Raw genomic sequence first — 16,520 nt, 5'->3', positions numbered from 1 at the left:
GAAAACTGCGGTTAAATATAAAATTAAGTTATGTGTGTTTACCTGCGATGCTGCCAAAAAACCTGTGCTGCCGGGCGAAAATCATGCCCTTAAAAATTCCCTAAAAACCATTCCTTCATGCGCTGCCAGACTGCCTTCACCGAGCCGTCCTGACGCGTCACGATGTGGCCGCGCAGGTATTGCTTTTTCGCTTCCAGCAGCAGGCCAAGCACCGTGGCATAGCGCGGACTGCGCACCACATCGGCCAGTTGGCCCCGATACTCCGGCGTGCCCAGGCGCGCCGGCTTCAGGAAAATGTCTTCCGCCATTTCCACCATGCCGGGCATGATGGAGGTGCCGCCAGTGAGCACGATACCCGACGACAGCACGCCTTCGTAACCGGATTCGCGCACCACCTGGTGCACCATGGCGAACAGCTCTTCGACGCGCGGTTCGATCACGGCGGCCAGCGCCTGGCGCGACAGGTTGCGCGGGCCGCGGTCGCCCAGGCCAGGCACTTCCAGCGATTCGCCGGGATCGGCCAGGACCTGCTTGGCCACGCCATAGCGGATCTTGATTTCTTCCGCTTCCGCGGTCGGGGTGCGCAAGGCCATGGCGATGTCGTTGGTGATCTGGTCGCCGGCGATAGGAATGACTGCCGTATGGCGGATCGCGCCATCGGAGAACACCGCCACATCGGTCGTGCCGCCGCCGATGTCGATCAGCACCACGCCCAGTTCCTTTTCATCGGGCGTGAGCACGGCGTCGGCCGAGGCCATCGGCTGCAGGATCAGGTCCGACACTTCCAGGCCGCAGCGGCGCACGCACTTGACGATGTTCTGCACCGCCGACACGGCGCCAGTGACGATATGCACCTTCACCTCCAGGCGGATGCCGCTCATGCCGATAGGCTCGCGCACATCTTCCTGGCTGTCGACGATGAACTCTTGCGGCACCGTGTGCAGCAATTGCTGATCGGTCGGAATGTTAACCGCTTTTGCCGTCTCGATGACGCGCGCCACGTCGGTCGCCGTCACTTCCTTGTCCTTGATGGCCACCATGCCGCTGGAATTGAAGCTGCGGATATGGCTGCCGGCGATGCCCGCATACACATTGCGGATCTTGCAGTCGGCCATCAGCTCGGCCTCTTCCAGCGCGCGCTGGATGGACTCCACCGTGGCCTCGATATTGACCACCACGCCTTTTTTCAGGCCCTTCGATTCGTGCTGGCCCAGCCCGATCACTTCGTGGCGCCCGTCGGACATCACTTCGGCTACCACCGCCACCACTTTCGAGGTGCCGATGTCGAGGCCGACGATCAGGTTTTTCGCGTCTTTTGTCATTTCTGTCGCCTAGTTTTTTGGGCTAATAATTAATTGATTAATTGGGTATTCGGTCAAGCCGGTTTTTTAATCGGACTGCTGTTCTTTTTCTTCATCACTGGCTTGCCATCCTTGCCTTCGGCCGGTATCACGAGGCCAGCGGAACTCAAGGCCAGGCCATTCTGGTAGCGCATGTCGATCGTGTCGATATTTTCCAGGCGGCTCGCCAGCTGCGGATAAATCCCCACCAGCCGGTCGACCCGCGCCTTCAGGGTCGTATGATTCTGCTCGCGCCCCAGCGCCACGCTCATGCCGTTATTCAGTTTCACGGTCCACGCGTAACGGCTCGACAGCGACAGGCTTTCCGGCACCATCTTCAGCGGCGCAAACCATTTTTCCAGCTGCACGTAGGTGGCCAGCACTTCCTTCTCGCTGCCGTCCGGGCCCGAAAACGCGGGCAGCTCATGGTCGTCTTCCGCTTCGGCCACATTGGCCGTAAACACGTCGCCCTTGACCGACAACAGGCGTCCATCCTCGCCCCACGTGCCCAGCGCCTCGTGTTCTTCCAGTGCCACGATCAGCTGGTTGGGCCACTCGCGCCGCACGCTGGCGCGGCGCACCCAGGGCACCGCCTCGAACACGCCGCGCACGCTTTCCAGGTTGGTCGTGAAAAAATTACCCTTGATGCGCCCCAGGGTGCCGCTGCGCAGGGTCAGGTAGTTCACGTGACGCAGGCCCTTGTCGTCCGCGCTTTCCACCTTGATGGTGCGCAGGTCGAACATGGGACGTTGCGATACCCACCAGACGCCGGCCGCCACGCACACGACCAGAACCGCGGCCAGCAAGCCGTTGGCAGTCGTATTCAGGCTTTTAGCGTCATGCCACATATCAGTGCTGTCCCTTGTGCATTTTCAGGCGCGCGCCGGAGACGATTTCCAGGCACAGGTCTTCATAGCTGATGCCCACCGCGCGCGCCGCCATCGGCACGAGCGAATGGCCCGTCATGCCGGGCGAGGTATTCACCTCCAGCAGGAACAGTTTGCTGTCGGCCGCGCGCATCAGCACATCGACCCGTCCCCATCCTTCGCAGCCAAGGGCACGGTAGGCTTCCACGGCAATGCGCTCCATCTCCGCCACGATCGCCGGGTCCAGCTGCGGCGGGCAGAAATACTGCGTATCGTCGGTAAAATACTTGTTCTGGTAGTCGTAATTGCCTTGCGGGGCGACGATTTCAATCGGCGGCAGCGCGCGCGCCGTGACGCCCTTGCCCAGGATCGCCACGGTGAATTCGCGACCCTGGATGAATTCCTCTGCCAGCACCGAATCATCGAGGCCGGCGGCGATATCGTAGGCCGCCTGGAAAGCCGAAGCCTCCTTGACAGTCGTGATGCCGATGCTCGAGCCTTCATGCGGCGGCTTGACGATCAGCGGCAAACCCAGTTCCGCCGCCACCTTGGCCAGGTCGGAGCTGTCGTCCAGCACAGCGTACTGCGGCGTCGGCAGCTTGTGCATCAGCCAGATCATCTTGGTGTAGACCTTGTCCATGCCCACGGCGCAAGCCATCACGCCGCTGCCCGTGTAGGGGATGCCCAGCTGTTCCAGCGCGCCCTGCAGGCTGCCGTCTTCGCCGAAGCGGCCATGCAGCGCGATGAAGACGCGGTCAAATTTCTCAGCGGCCAGTTCGGCCAGGCTGCGCTCGCCCGTGTCGAAGCCGTGCGCATCCACGCCATGGCTTTTCAGCGCGGCCAGCACGCCCGTGCCGGACATCAGCGACACTTCGCGCTCGGCCGAGCTGCCGCCGAACAGGACGCCGACCTTGCCCAATTGTTTTACATCGATAGCTGAAGCTTGGTTCACATCAGGCCTTTACAGTGTTGGATTGATACGTAGTCAGTTGTTGCGGGATGCCGCTGATGGAACCCGCCCCCATGGTCAGCACGACGTCACCGTCGCGCGCCACGCTCATGATGGTGTCGGCCATGTCGGTCATGGATTCGACGAAAATCGGTTCGATCTTGCCGCGCGCGCGCAGCGCATGCGCCAATGCGCGGCCGTCGGCGGCAACGATGGGCGCTTCGCCTGCCGCATACACTTCGGACAGCAGCAGCACGTCGGGCACGCCCAGCACCTTGACGAAATCCTCGAACAGGTCGCGCGTGCGGCTGTAGCGGTGCGGCTGGAACGCCAGCACCAGGCGGCGGCCCGGATAGGCGGCGCGTGCGGCTGCCAAAGTCACTTCCGTTTCCACCGGATGGTGGCCGAAATCGTCGACCAGGGCGAAGCTGCCGCCATTGGGCAGCGCCACGTCGCCATAGCGCGTGAAGCGACGGCCCACGCCGGAAAACTCCGCCAGGCCCTGCTGCGTGGCGCTGTCGGCGATGCCGATTTCGCGCGCGATGGCGATGGCAGAGCAGGCATTCTGCACATTGTGCATGCCGGGCTGGTTCAGTACCACGTCGAGGTCGGGATAGCCTTCCTGCAGCACGGTGAAATGCATTTCCAGGCCCACGGCGCGCGCATTGATGGCTCGCACTTGCGCGTCTTCCGCGAAACCATAGGTCGTGACCGGCTTGGTCACGGACGGGATGATGGCGCGCACGTGCGGATCATCGATGCACAGCATGGCGCGGCCATAGAATGGCAGGCGGTGCGTGAACTGCACGAAAGCCTGCTTGAGCTTTTCGAAATCGTGCTCATAGGTGTCCATGTGATCGGCATCGATATTCGTGATCACTTCGATCATCGGCGTCAGGTTCAGGAACGAGGCGTCCGATTCATCGGCCTCGGCCACCAGGTAGTCGCCCGAACCCAGCTTGGCGTTCGCGCCGGCGCTGGTCAGGCGCCCGCCGATGACGAAGGTGGGATCGAGGCCGCCCTGCGCCAGCACGGAGGCGACCAGGCTGGTGGTGGTGGTCTTGCCGTGCGTGCCGGCGATCGCGATGCCGCGCTTCAGACGCATCAGTTCACCGAGCATCACGGCACGCGGCACCAGCGGGATCTTGCGCGCGCGCGCGGCTGCCACTTCCGGATTGTCCTGCGGGACGGCGCCCGACGTCACCACCGCGTCGGCGTCGCCGATATTTTCCGCCGCATGACCGAGCATGACGGTCGCGCCCAGGCTCGCCAGGCGCTGCGTTGCCGCATTGCTGCCCAGGTCGGAGCCCGACACCTTGTAGCCCAGGTTGACCAGCACCTCGGCGATGCCGCTCATGCCGCTGCCGCCAATGCCGACAAAGTGGATATTGTTTACTTTATGCTTCACAGAGCTAACCTCATGCCAGTTTTTCCAATACGTGTGCGATCGCCTCATTGGCGTCGCGCTTGCCTGCTGCCAGTGCCGCCTGCGCCATCTGCTGGCAGCTATCGCGGCTCAGCGATGCCAGCAGGGCGCTCAGCGACGCCGCACTCATTTCCGTCTGCGGCAAATGAATCGCCGCGCCTTGTTTCGCCATCCACTGCGCGTTGTCGCGCTGGTGGCTGGTAGTCGACGCCACCAGCGGCACCAGCACGCTGGCCACGCCGGCCGCCGTCAGCTCCGACAGGGTGATCGCGCCAGCGCGGCAGATCACCAGGTCCGCTTCGGTATATGCCTTGGCCATGTCATCGATGAAGTCGACCACATTGGCTTGCACGCCCGCCTGCGCATACGCGGCATGCAGGGCGTCGATATTCTTCTTGCCCGACTGGTGCGTCACCAGCGGACGCTCGCCTTCCGGCATCAGCGCCAGCGCCGCAGGCAGACTGTCGTTCAGCGCCTTCGCACCCAGGCTGCCACCCACCACCAGGATGCGCAGCGGCCCGCTGCGGCCAGCAAAGCGCGCGGCCGGCGGCGCCATGGCCAGAATCTCGGCGCGCACGGGGTTGCCCGTGACGACGGCCTTGCCGGCGGCGCTGCCGAAATCGGCGGGAAAGCCGAAGCATACTTGCTGCGCCAGCGGTACCAGCGTCTTGTTCGACAGCAGCAGCGCGGCGTCGGCATTGACCAGCACCAGCGGCACGCCCTTCAGGCGCGCCATCAGGCCGCCCGGCACGGTCACGTAGCCGCCCATGCCCATCACCACGTCCGGCTTGCGGCGCGCGATGAAGCGGCGGATGGCAAAGAAACTGGCCAGCATCCTGAAGCCGCCCTTAACCGTGTGCGCCAGGCCCTTGCCGCGCATGCCGGAGAACGCGATGGCGTCCATGGGAATGCCGCTCTTCGGCACCAGGTCCTGCTCCATGCCGTGGGTCGTGCCCAGCCAGCTCACTTCCCAGCCGCGCGCGCGCATGGTTTGCGCGATCGCCAGGCCAGGGAAAATATGGCCGCCGGTGCCGGCCGCCATGATCATCAGTCTTTTCGTCGGTTTCAATGTCGTTACATTAGTCATAGCCGGCCTCCGCGCATCAGGATCCGGTTTTCGTAATCGATGCGCAGCAAAATCGCCAGGCCGATACAGTTAATCAGTACGCCCGTGCCGCCATAGCTCATCAAGGGCAAAGTCAGGCCCTTGGTCGGCAGCAGGCCCAGGTTCACGCCCATGTTGATGAAGGTCTGCACGCCGATCCAGATGGCGATGCCCTTCGCCGTCAGGCCCGCGAACGTCTGGTCGATGGCGATCGCCTGGCGGCCGATGTCGAAGGCGCGCTTGATGATCCAGTAGAACAGGCCGATCACGACCAGCACGCCCACCAGGCCCAGTTCCTCGCCGATCACAGCCAGCAAGAAGTCCGTGTGCGCTTCGGGCAGGTAGTGCAGTTTTTCCACGCTGCCGCCCAGCCCCACGCCAAACAGTTCGCCGCGCCCGAAGGCGATCAAGGAGTGCGTCAGCTGGTACGCCTTGTTCAGCGCATTGTCTTCCTGCCACGGGTCGAGATACGCAAAAAACCGCTCGCGGCGGAATTTCGACAGGGCGATGATGGTGACGAAGATCGCCGTCAGCATGGCGCCAATGCCACCGAACCAGATGGCGTTGACGCCGCCCAAAAACAAAATGCCCATGGCGATGCAGACGATCACGCCGAAGGCGCCCAGGTCAGGCTCCATCAGCAGCAGCAGGCCGACGAAGCTGACGGCCAGCGCCATCGGCATGAAGCCCTTGGTCAGCTTGTGCATGTATTCCTGCTTGCGCACCGTGTAGTCGGCCGCGTACAGCACCATCACCACCTTCATCAGCTCGGACGGCTGCGGCCGCAGGCCCGGCAGGTTCAGCCAGCGGCGTCCGCCGTTGACGGACACGCCCAGGCCCGGTATCAGCACCATCACCAGCAGCACCAGGGTGCCGATGAACAGCCACGGGGCGATCTTTTGCCAGGTGGCGATGCGGATGCGGAACACCATCGCCCCGACGATGATCGATACGCCGATGAACAGCGCCTGGCGCACGACAAAATAATTGTTCGTGTAGGCGGCGAACTTGCGCGCGTCCGACAGCGAAATCGACGCCGAGTACACCATCACCATGCCCAGCAACATGAGCAGCAGCACCACCCACACCAGCGGCTGGTCGTACTCCATCATCTTCGACTGCCGCGCGCGGCCGTCCAGCGGCTTGGCAGCCGAGCCGGAACCGAAGCGGAATGGCAGTTGGAAGGCCATCAGATATCCTGTCCGTTTTCCAGGGCGATGTCGCGCACGGCGTCGACAAACACCTGCGCCCGATGCGCATAGTTCTTGAACATGTCCATGCTGGCGCATGCGGGCGACAGCAGCACCGCGTCACCGGCCAGCGCCAGGCTGCTGGCGCGCTTGACGGCTTCCGGCAAGGTGGCGCAGTCGAGAATGTCGACGCCGGCCGGCTCGAGTGCGGCGCGCAAGGCTGGCGCATCGCGGCCGATCAGCACCACGGCACGCACGTAGCGCGACACGGGTTCGGCCAGCGGCGAGAAGTCCTGCCCCTTGCCATCGCCGCCGGCGATCAGCACCAGGCGCTGCTCGGTGCCGCCGAAGGCCTTGCCCAGGCCGGACAGGGCCGCGACGGTCGCGCCCACATTCGTGCCCTTGCTGTCGTCGTAATATTCGACGTCGTTGACGGCGGTGATCAATTCCACCCTGTGCGGCTCGCCCTGGTATTCGCGCAAGCCATGCAGCAGCGGCGCGAACGGCAGGCCGATGGCGCGGCACAGGGCCAGGGCCGCCAGCGCGTTCGCTGCATTGTGCTGGCCACGGATCTTCAGCGCATCGGCCGGCATCAGTTTTTTCGCCATCGTCGGCACCGGCTCCGGCGCCGGATCATTCTTCCTGCGCTTCTTCTCGATCACTTCTTCGCTGGGCACGGCTTGCGCCAGCCAGAAGATGCCCCGTTCATTGACCAGGCCAAAGCTGTCGACTTCCGCCGGTTCGCCCGTGCCGAAGGTGACGGTCTCGCGCAGCGGATCGGCCATGCGCATGACGGCCGCGTCGTCGCGGTTCAAGATGCGCACGGTCTCATCGCCGAAGATGCGCGCCTTGTCGGCAGCATAGGCAGCCATGTCGCCATGCCAGTCCAGGTGGTCCTGCGACAAGTTCAGCACCGTGGCCGCATCGGCCTGCAGGCTGAAGGTCGTGTGCAGCTGGAAGCTGGACAGCTCCAGTATCCACGCCTGCGGCAAGGTGCTGGCGACGGGCTCCGCCACTTCAGCGTCCGCATCCACCTTCTGCGGCGCCGGCTCGGCGTCGAGCACCTCGCGCAGTACGTCGAGCGCCGCCGGGCTGATATTGCCGGCCACGCGCGTGGCCAGGCCGGCGCGTTCGCACAGCAGCCCGACCAGGCTGGTGACGGTGGTCTTGCCATTCGTGCCCGTGATGGCGACGACTTTCGGCGCATAGCCGCGTTCCGCCTTCAAAGCGGCCAGCGCTTGCGCGAACAGTTCGATCTCACCCCACACGGGAATGTTTTTCCCGGCGGCGGCCGGCGCGATAGCAGCCAGTTCACGGTGCGGTGCCAGGCCGGGGCTGACGGAGACGAAATCGACGCCATCGAGCAAATCCGCCGTGAAGGCGCCGGCGATGAATTGCGCCTGCGGCACGGCGGCCTGCAGCGCGGCCAGGCGCTCAGGGTTTTCCCTTGTATCGGCCACGCGCACGCAGGCACCGCTGCGGGCAAGCCACAGGGCCATGGCCAGGCCCGACTCCCCGAGGCCCAGTACCAGTGCGGTTTTAGCGTCGTACATCATCAGCGCAGCTTCAAGGTGGTCAGGCCGAGCAGCACCAGCATCATGGTGATGATCCAGAAACGCACGACAACCTGCGTCTCTTTCCAGCCTTTTTGTTCAAAATGGTGATGCAGTGGCGCCATCAGGAAGACGCGGCGGCCGGCGCCATAGCGTTTCTTGGTGTATTTGAACCAGACGACCTGGATGATCACGGACAGCGTTTCAACGACGAAGATGCCGCCCATGATGAACAGGACGATTTCCTGGCGCACGATGACGGCGATGGTGCCCAGTGCGCCGCCCAGTGCCAGCGCGCCCACGTCGCCCATGAAGACCTTGGCGGGATGCGTGTTATACCAGAGGAAGGCCAGGCCGGAACCGGCCAGCGCGCCGCAGAAGATCACCAGCTCGCCGGCGCCCGGAATGTGCGGGATGAACAGGTAGCGCGCATACGTGGCGTTGCCCGTCAGGTAGGCGAACAGGCCCAGGGCCGTGCCCACCATCACGGTCGGCATGATGGCCAGGCCGTCCAGGCCGTCCGTGAAGTTGACAGCGTTGCTGGTGCCGACGATGACGCAGTAGGTCAGCGCGATGAAGCCCCACACGCCCAGCGGATAGCTGATGGTCTTGAAGAACGGGACGATCAGGTCGGCCTTCGGCGGCAGGTCCATGGCGAAGCCCGACTGCACCCAGGCGTAGATCAGGTTCCACACGTGGCCGGCGTCCGGTTCCGACACGGAGACGGAGAACGCCAGGTAAAACGCGGCGATGATGCCGATCAGCGACTGCCAGAAGTATTTTTCGCGCGAGCGCATTCCTTCCGGATCCTGGTGCACCACCTTGCGGTAGTCATCGGCCCAGCCGACGGCGCCAAAGCCCAGCGTGACGATCAGCACGGGCCAGATGAAGCGGTTCGACAGGTCGGCCCACAGCAAGGTGGAAATGCCGATGGCGATGAGGATCAGCACGCCGCCCATGGTGGGGGTGCCGTGTTTTTTCAGATGCGTTTGCGGACCGTCCGTGCGCACGGCCTGGCCGACCTTCATGCGCGTGAGCATGCGGATCACGGCGGGACCGGCGCACAGGCCGATCAGGATCGCCGTCAACGTGGCGAAGACGGCGCGGAAAGTGATGAAATTAAAGACCCGCAGTGGGCCAATGTCGTCCTGGAAATAATGAGCGAGCCAGAGCAGCATGATTAGTGAGCTTCCTTGTTTTTGTTGTTTGAACCAATCAAATGCTGCACGGCCCGTTCCATTTTCATGAAGCGGGAGCCCTTGATTAATACTGTTGCATCCGAACGGCCGGACAAATGCGCATCGAGCGCCGCCAGCAAACCGTCGAACTGTTCGAAATACTCCACGACCGTGCCTGATTCCTGGCTCGCAGCTGCCTGCGCCGCATTCACCAGATGGCGCGCCAGGCCGCCCGTCGCCAGCACGTATTCAATGCCTTTGGCGGCGGCGTAGGCGCCGATCTCTTCGTGGAACTGCTGTCCCTGCGTACCGACTTCACCCATCTCGCCCAGCACCAGGATGCGCGGCGCTGCCGCTTGCGCCAACACGTCGATGGCCGCGCGCGCCGAGTCCGGATTGGCGTTATACGTGTCGTCGATGATGGTGGCACCATTGGCGGCGCGCTTTTTCTGCAGGCGGCCATTCACGGGAGAAAACGCCTCCAGGCCCTGCTTCACATGCTCGATGGCGATGCCGGCGCCAATGGCGCATGCCACCGCCGCCAGCGCGTTGCGCACATTGTGTTCGCCGGCCGCCTGCAGGCCCACAAAAAACTGGCGCAAGCTGCCGTCCTGCGCGCGCACGCTGATGAACATGTCGCTGCCAAAATCCTCGGCCGCGCGGTGCGTGCAGCTCACGTCCGCCTCTTTCGACAAGCCGAAGGTGATGACGGCGCGCGCGCCGGCCAGTTCGCGCCACAGGGGCGTGAATTCGTCGCCGTGCGGGAAGACCGCCACGCCGTCGTCGGCCAATGCCGCCAGCGCCGCGCCGTTCTCGCGCGCTACCGCTTCCACCGTATGCATGAATTCCTGGTGTTCCCGCTGCGCGTTGTTGACCATCGCCAGCGTCGGCGCGGCAATCGCCGCCAGGCGCGCAATTTCTCCCGGATGGTTCATGCCCATCTCGATGACGGCCGCCTTGTGCTCTGTATTCAGGCGGAAAAGCGTCAGGGGCACGCCGATTTCGTTATTCAGGTTGCCGCGCGTGGCCAGCCGTCCCTCGTCGCCAAAGGCCGCTGCCAGGATGGACGAAATCATCTCCTTGACGGTGGTCTTGCCGTTGCTGCCGGTGACGCCGATGACGGGCAGGCTGAAACGGCTGCGCCAGTAATGGGCAATGCGGCCCAGCGCCACCAGGGTATCGGGCACCACGATGGCCGGTACCGTGGCGCTGTCCCAGCCTGCGGGCAGGCGCTCGAGCACCACGGCGGCGACGCCGCTGGCGGCCACCTGGCCGAGGAAGTCATGTGCGTCGAAGCTCTCGCCGCGCAGGGCGACGAACAGCGAACCGGCTTGGGCGCTGCGGCTGTCCGTGGATATGCCGGAAAAACTGGCGTCGCCCGTCAGCTGCGCGCCTTGCAGCGATGGCATCAGTTCCGTCAGGGTTGCGTGCATGAGGCGATCCATCAGTTCGTCCTCATCATGGTCAGGCGCGCGGACAGGGCCAGCTGCGCATGGTCGGCATCGGAGAACGGCAGTTTCTTGCCCTTGATTTCCTGGTATGGCTCATGGCCCTTGCCCGCCAACAGGATCACGTCCGGCTTGGCCGCGTGCTTGATGGCCGACAGGATGGCCGCGGCGCGGTCTTCGATGGCCTGCGGCTGCGGGCCGTCGGCACGCATGCCGGCGACGATCTGCGCGATGATGGCGTGCGGATCCTCGCTGCGCGGATTGTCGCTGGTGACGAGCACGTGGTCGGCCAGCTGCGCGATGGCGCCCATCTGCGGGCGCTTGCCCGGATCGCGGTCGCCGCCGCAGCCGAACACGCACCACAGGTCGCCGCCCCGTTCCTGCGCCACCTGGCGCAAGGCGGTCAGGGTCTTTTCCAGCGCGTCCGGCGTATGCGCGTAGTCGATGACGACCATCGGCGCTTCCTGGCCGCCCACCTGCTGCATGCGGCCCGGGGCCGGCTGCAGCGATTCGATGCCGTCGATGGCCGCGCGCAGGCCGGTGCCGTGCGCCAGCAAGGCCCCCAGCACGGCCAGCGCATTACTGATATTGAAGTGGCCCACCAGCTGCGTCTTGACCAGCGCCACGCCGAGCGGGCATTCCAGGTGGAAGTCGGTGCCGGCATTGCGGCTGCGGAACTGGCTGGTGCGCAGCATCAGCACCCCCGGCAGGTCGGGCAAGGCCGCCGCATCCTGCAAGGTGTAGCCGATGACGGGATACTCGCCGGCCAGCTTGCCGTCCACATGGCGCGCCAGGCGCAGGCCCATGGCGTCGTCCAGGTTGATGACGGCCGTTTTCAGGCCGGGCCAGTCGAACAGCTTGACCTTGGCCGCCTCGTAGGCAGCCATGTCGCCGTGATAATCGAGATGGTCGCGCGTCAGGTTGGTAAACATGGCGACGTCGAAATGCATGCCTGCCGCGCGTTCCTGGTCCAGGCCGATCGACGACACTTCGATGGCGACGGCCTGCGCGCCAGCATCGCGCATGGCGGCCAGTTTGCGCGCCAGCAGCACGGCGTCGGGCGTGGTGTAGCCGGTGACGTCAAAGTCGATCCCGCCGCGCGGGCGGCACAGGCCCACGCCCAGTGTGCCGATCACGGAGGAAGTGACACCGAGGCGCGCCAGCGCCTGCGCCAGCCACAGGGCGCACGAGGTCTTGCCGTTGGTGCCCGTCACGCCGGCGCTGAACATGGCGCTGTCCGGCATGCCGTAGAACGCGTGGGCGACAGGGCCGGCCAGGCGTTTCAGCCCGGCCACGGCCAGGTGCGGCACGTTCCAGGCCGCGTCCCAGGAAAAGCCGGCATCGTCGAACAAGATGGCGGCGGCACCCTGCTCGATGGCCGCAGCGATGAAATGGGTGGCGCCCGCATAGGCGAAAAACACGTCGCCGCGCTGCACGCGGCGCGAATCGGACGTCAGCTGCCCGGACGGGGCAGCCGCTTTGATCCACAAACTGATGTCTTGTATGGTCATGAGTGACTTCACATGGCCTCCGGGCCGGCATTGGCCGGGACCACGATTTCGGTAACGGAGGAGTCGGGCGGTACGTTCATCGCGCGCAGCGCGTTGGTCGCAATCGCCGCGAAAGCGGGAGCGGCAACCTGGCCACCATAGTGGGCCGGGCCGGTCGGTTCATCGATCATCACGGCAATGATGAAGCGCGGCGCCGACATCGGCACCATGCCCACGAAAGAGCCGATGTATTTGCGCGGCATCGCATAGCGGCCGTTTTCAACCTTGTAGGCGGTACCCGTCTTGCCGCCCACGCGGTAGCCGGCGACCTGGGCGCGCTTGGCCGAGCCGTGCGCGCCGGAGACCACCAGCTCCAGCATGGCGCGCATTTCGGCGGCCGTCTTCGGCTTGATCACTTGCTGGCCCACGGGCAGTTCATTGACCTTCTGGAACGACAATGGAATCGTGTCGCCATCGCGCGCGAACATCATGTACGAGCGCGCCAGCTGGATCAGCGAGACGGAAATGCCGTTACCGTAGCTCATGGTCGCCTGCTCCACCGGGCGCCACGATTTATACGGACGCACGCGGCCGGCGACGGCGCCGGGGAAGCCCCATTTCGGCTGCTGGCCGAAGCCCACCTTGGTAAACATTTCCCACATTTCCTGCGACGGCATGCCCAGCGCGATCTTCGAGGTGCCGATGTTCGACGACATTTCGATGATCTCGGAGACATTGATGACGCCATGCGGCTTGGTGTCCGTGATCGTGCGGTCGGCGATGGTATAGCGGCCCGGCCCCGTGTCGATCAGGGTGGTCGGCTTGACCCGGCCCGTGTCGAGCGCCAGCGAAACGGTGATCGGTTTCAGCGTGGAGCCGGGTTCGAAGGTATCCGTCATGACGCGGTTGCGCAACTGCTGGCCCGTGAGCTTGCGGCGGTCGTTCGGGTCGTAGCTGGGGTAGTTGGCCAGGGCCAGCACTTCGCCCGTGTGCACGTCGAGCACCACGGCGCCGCCTGCCTTGGCATTGAATTTTTCCACCGCTTCCTTCAGCTGCGTGAAGGCGATGTACTGGATCTTGCTGTCGACGGACAGGGTCAGGTCCTTGCCGTCATGCGGTTCGTGGATGAAGCCGATGTCTTCGACGATGTGGCCCAGGCGGTCCTTGATCACGCGGCGGCTGCCGGTGGTGCCGACGAGGGTTTTCTGCTGCGCCAGCTCCATGCTTTCCTGGCCCACGTCTTCCACGTTGGTAAAGCCCACCACGTGGGTCATCACTTCGCCCTGCGGGTAAAAGCGCTTGTATTCCTTGCGCTCGTCGATGCCGTCGATGCCCAGCTTGGAAATCTTGTCGGCCACGTCCATCTCGACCTGGCGCTTCAGGTAAACAAAGCTGCGGTCCGAATCGAGCTTCTTGCGCAATTCGTTGACGTTCATTTCCAGCAGGCCGGCCAGCGCGTTGATTTTTTCCGGCGGCGCCTGCAGCACGTCGTCGGGAATCGCCCAGATGGCCTTCACGGGGACGGACGAGGCGAGCACCTGGCCATTGCGGTCGGTGATCTTGCCGCGCGTGGCGGGCAATTCCAGGGTGCGCTCATAGCGCGCCTTGCCCTGCTTTTGCAGGAACTGCGTCGACACGCCCTGCAGCCACAGGGCGCGCGCGCCCAGGCCGGCGAAAGCGAAGAACAGCAGGAACAGCACGACGCGCGAACGCCAGACGGGCAGACGCACCGCCAGTACGGGGTTCTTCGAGAATGGCACGCCTTTCGATGCCGCCACCCGGCCGTTGCTGTTACCGCCCAACTTCATTATTCACCCTCCGTCAGGTATTGCGTACGTGCCGCCGTCAGCGGCGTCATGCTCAGGTCGCGCCGTGCGATGGCTTCGATGCGTTCATGCTTGCCCAGGGTCGACTGGTCCAGCTGCAGCTGCGCCCAGTCGATGTCGAGCTGGCGCGACAGCGCCTGTGCGCGTTCCAGGTCGATCAGCAGGTGGCGCGACTGGTACTGCGCGTTCACCAGCGACAGGCCGCAGCACACCAGCAGGGCCGACAGCACGACACACAGCTTGCCAGTCATCGGGCGCCGCCATGTGCAGGGGCAGCCAGCGGCAGACGCTGCGCCACGCGCATCACGGCCGAACGCGAGCGCGGGTTCGCCTCGATCTCGGCATCGGACGGCTTCATCTTCGAAATCAGTTTCATTTCCGGCTGCGGCAAGTCGACGGCGCGGATCGGCAGGCGGCGGTCAGGCTGCGCCACGTTCGCCTTCGAGGCGAAGAAGCGCTTGACCATGCGGTCTTCCAGCGAGTGGAAGCTGATCACGGCCATACGCGCGCCGGGCGCCAGGCAGGCATACGCCTGGTTCAGGCCGATCTCGAGATCCTCGAGCTCTTTGTTAATGAAAATGCGGATTGCCTGAAAGGTGCGGGTAGCGGGGTCCTTACCCTTCTCGCGGGTCTTGACGGCGCCTGCCACGATGCCGGCAAGCTGTCGTGTGCTTGAAATTGGCTGGACTGCCCGGCCAGCAACAATCGCCTTTGCAATCTGAAAAGCAAACCGTTCTTCCCCATAATCGCGTATCACTTTCTCTAAATTCTGCTCGGTTTCCACCGCCAGCCATTCGGCCGCGGAGATGCCGCGCGTGGTATCCATGCGCATGTCCAGCGGTCCGTCGTTGCGGAAGCTGAAACCGCGCGCCGCGTCGTCGACTTGCGGCGACGAGATGCCCAGGTCGAGCAAGATGCCGTCCACCTGCTGCACGCCGCGCTCGGCCAGGCTGGCCGTCATGGTGGCAAAGCTGTCATGGACAATTTCAAAACGGGGATCGCCGATCTGTTCGGCCGTGGCGATGGCCTGCAAGTCCTTGTCGAAGCCGATCAGGCGCGCATCGGGCGCCAGGCGCGACAGGATCAAACGGCTGTGCCCGCCGCGGCCAAACGTGCCGTCGACGTAAATGCCATGCGCGCGGTCGCCCGACAGGTCGAGCGCATCGACCGCTTCATCAAGCAGCACCGTGCGATGCTGAAATTCCGGCACCGTGAGTAGTGTCATTACGGAGCCTTAGAAAGAAAAATTGGAAAGTACATCGGGAGTGCCGGCATCGATCGCCTGCTGTTCTTGTTCGGCCAGTTTGGCGGCATCCCATATTTCAAAGTGGCTGCCCATGCCGATCATCATCACTTCGCGCGACAGCCCCACGGCGTTGCGCAATTCAGGCGAGATCAGCACGCGGCCCGCCGAGTCGAGTTCCACGTCAACGGCGTTGCCGAGGAAGATGCGCTGCCAGGCGCGCGCCGACATGGGCCAGGTGGCGATTTGCTGGCGGTGGCTTTCCCACACGGGGCGGGGAAAAAACAGCAGGCAGCCGTCAGGGTGTTTGGTCAGGGTCAAGCGGCCTTCGCATTGAATCGCCAGCGCGTCACGGTGCTTGGCAGGGATAGACATCCTGCCTTTGGCATCGAGATTGATTGCGGACGCGCCTTGAAACACGGAAGACCTTTTTGAGCTTGGGTTGTGATGCCTTGGCATCACGCCGATATGGGGAAATTTCCCACAAAAATACACTTTTTCACACAGTTGCCCACTTTAGAGTAAGCAAAGATAGTGGTCAAGCGGTTTCCGATTGGCAAAACAGGAATTTTATTAATGAAATTAAGGACTTAGCGCATATCGTTGAAGGAGTCTCAAATAAAAATATATCGATAAATTAGATACTTATGGAACATAGTGAATGTGGTACCTCATCTGCACACATGTGTTTTCCTACCGTAAACATCGAAAAAGACGAAATCGAAAAATTGAATTTTTTACAGTTAGTTGACACACGACAATAGTTTCGTCGTGCGAGCACAACGGCAATTTACACCCAAGAAACACTTGGTTTTCGGCAAAAAATTACCGCAGATGGCAGCCGCTGCCGCCATTTACCGGGGCTGGCATCGCCAGCGAAAACTTTTTTTGCATTGCAGCAATTAA

Annotated in this window: 14 protein-coding genes; all 14 read right to left on the bottom strand. The window is 63.5% G+C overall.

From position 1 onward, the window contains the following. Positions 1–89 precede the first annotated feature (89 nt). Genes ftsA through mraZ form a run of 14 tightly spaced genes read right to left on the bottom strand, consistent with a single transcriptional unit; the run spans position 90 to position 16,034 of the window. Positions 90–1,322 (bottom strand): cell division protein FtsA, encoded by a 1,233-nt coding sequence (gene ftsA, locus AC07VL_RS17850; protein ID WP_010394955.1) that lies wholly within the window; start codon positions 1,320–1,322, stop codon positions 90–92. A gap of 53 nt (positions 1,323–1,375) precedes the next feature. After that, positions 1,376–2,188: a cell division protein FtsQ/DivIB gene (locus AC07VL_RS17845; RefSeq protein WP_494807012.1), complete on the bottom strand. Its 813-nt coding sequence runs from the start codon at positions 2,186–2,188 to the stop codon at positions 1,376–1,378. 1 nt (position 2,189) lies between these two features. Further along, positions 2,190–3,158 (bottom strand): D-alanine--D-alanine ligase, encoded by a 969-nt coding sequence (locus AC07VL_RS17840; protein WP_494807011.1) that lies wholly within the window; start codon positions 3,156–3,158, stop codon positions 2,190–2,192. A 1-nt stretch (position 3,159) separates the two neighbouring features. Further along, on the bottom strand, positions 3,160–4,563 hold the full coding sequence (murC, locus tag AC07VL_RS17835) for a UDP-N-acetylmuramate--L-alanine ligase (RefSeq protein WP_494807010.1): 1,404 nt from the start codon (positions 4,561–4,563) through the stop codon (positions 3,160–3,162). A 10-nt stretch (positions 4,564–4,573) separates the two neighbouring features. Further along, complete coding sequence (gene murG, locus AC07VL_RS17830; RefSeq protein ID WP_494807009.1) at positions 4,574–5,668, bottom strand: undecaprenyldiphospho-muramoylpentapeptide beta-N-acetylglucosaminyltransferase; 1,095 nt, start codon at positions 5,666–5,668, stop codon at positions 4,574–4,576. Beyond that, positions 5,665–6,876, bottom strand: a complete 1,212-nt coding sequence (ftsW, locus tag AC07VL_RS17825; RefSeq protein WP_131376201.1) for a putative lipid II flippase FtsW — start codon at positions 6,874–6,876, stop codon at positions 5,665–5,667. The genes murG and ftsW overlap by 4 nt, the downstream gene beginning before the upstream one ends. Beyond that, positions 6,876–8,432: a UDP-N-acetylmuramoyl-L-alanine--D-glutamate ligase gene (gene murD, locus AC07VL_RS17820; RefSeq protein ID WP_494807008.1), complete on the bottom strand. Its 1,557-nt coding sequence runs from the start codon at positions 8,430–8,432 to the stop codon at positions 6,876–6,878. Before murD ends, ftsW begins: the two co-directional genes overlap by 1 nt. Further along, the gene (gene mraY, locus AC07VL_RS17815) at positions 8,432–9,607 is read right to left on the bottom strand and encodes a phospho-N-acetylmuramoyl-pentapeptide-transferase (RefSeq protein ID WP_494807007.1); all 1,176 of its coding nucleotides are present in this window, start codon (positions 9,605–9,607) and stop codon (positions 8,432–8,434) included. Before mraY ends, murD begins: the two co-directional genes overlap by 1 nt. Before the next feature lie 2 nt (positions 9,608–9,609). Further along, positions 9,610–11,040 carry a UDP-N-acetylmuramoyl-tripeptide--D-alanyl-D-alanine ligase gene (locus tag AC07VL_RS17810; protein WP_494807006.1) on the bottom strand — a complete coding sequence of 477 codons (1,431 nt, stop codon included), beginning with the start codon at positions 11,038–11,040 and terminating at the stop codon, positions 9,610–9,612. Between the two features lie 11 nt (positions 11,041–11,051). Further along, positions 11,052–12,566: a UDP-N-acetylmuramoyl-L-alanyl-D-glutamate--2,6-diaminopimelate ligase gene (locus AC07VL_RS17805; protein ID WP_494807005.1), complete on the bottom strand. Its 1,515-nt coding sequence runs from the start codon at positions 12,564–12,566 to the stop codon at positions 11,052–11,054. Positions 12,567–12,574: 8 nt separating this feature from the next. After that, positions 12,575–14,353, bottom strand: coding sequence for a peptidoglycan D,D-transpeptidase FtsI family protein (locus tag AC07VL_RS17800; protein WP_494807004.1), 1,779 nt, complete (start codon positions 14,351–14,353; stop codon positions 12,575–12,577). After that, positions 14,353–14,622: a cell division protein FtsL gene (ftsL, locus tag AC07VL_RS17795; RefSeq protein WP_010394930.1), complete on the bottom strand. Its 270-nt coding sequence runs from the start codon at positions 14,620–14,622 to the stop codon at positions 14,353–14,355. The genes AC07VL_RS17800 and ftsL overlap by 1 nt, the downstream gene beginning before the upstream one ends. Continuing rightward, positions 14,619–15,596 (bottom strand): 16S rRNA (cytosine(1402)-N(4))-methyltransferase RsmH, encoded by a 978-nt coding sequence (gene rsmH / locus AC07VL_RS17790; protein ID WP_494807003.1) that lies wholly within the window; start codon positions 15,594–15,596, stop codon positions 14,619–14,621. The genes ftsL and rsmH overlap by 4 nt, the downstream gene beginning before the upstream one ends. Positions 15,597–15,605: 9 nt before the next feature. After that, a complete protein-coding gene (gene mraZ / locus AC07VL_RS17785) occupies positions 15,606–16,034 on the bottom strand; it encodes a division/cell wall cluster transcriptional repressor MraZ (RefSeq protein WP_290601205.1) in 429 nt (142 codons plus the stop codon). Positions 16,035–16,520 lie beyond the last annotated feature (486 nt).

The organism is Janthinobacterium sp. GW821-FHT03C08 (assembly GCF_059420905.1).
This window is presented reverse-complemented; position numbering and strand designations above follow the sequence as displayed.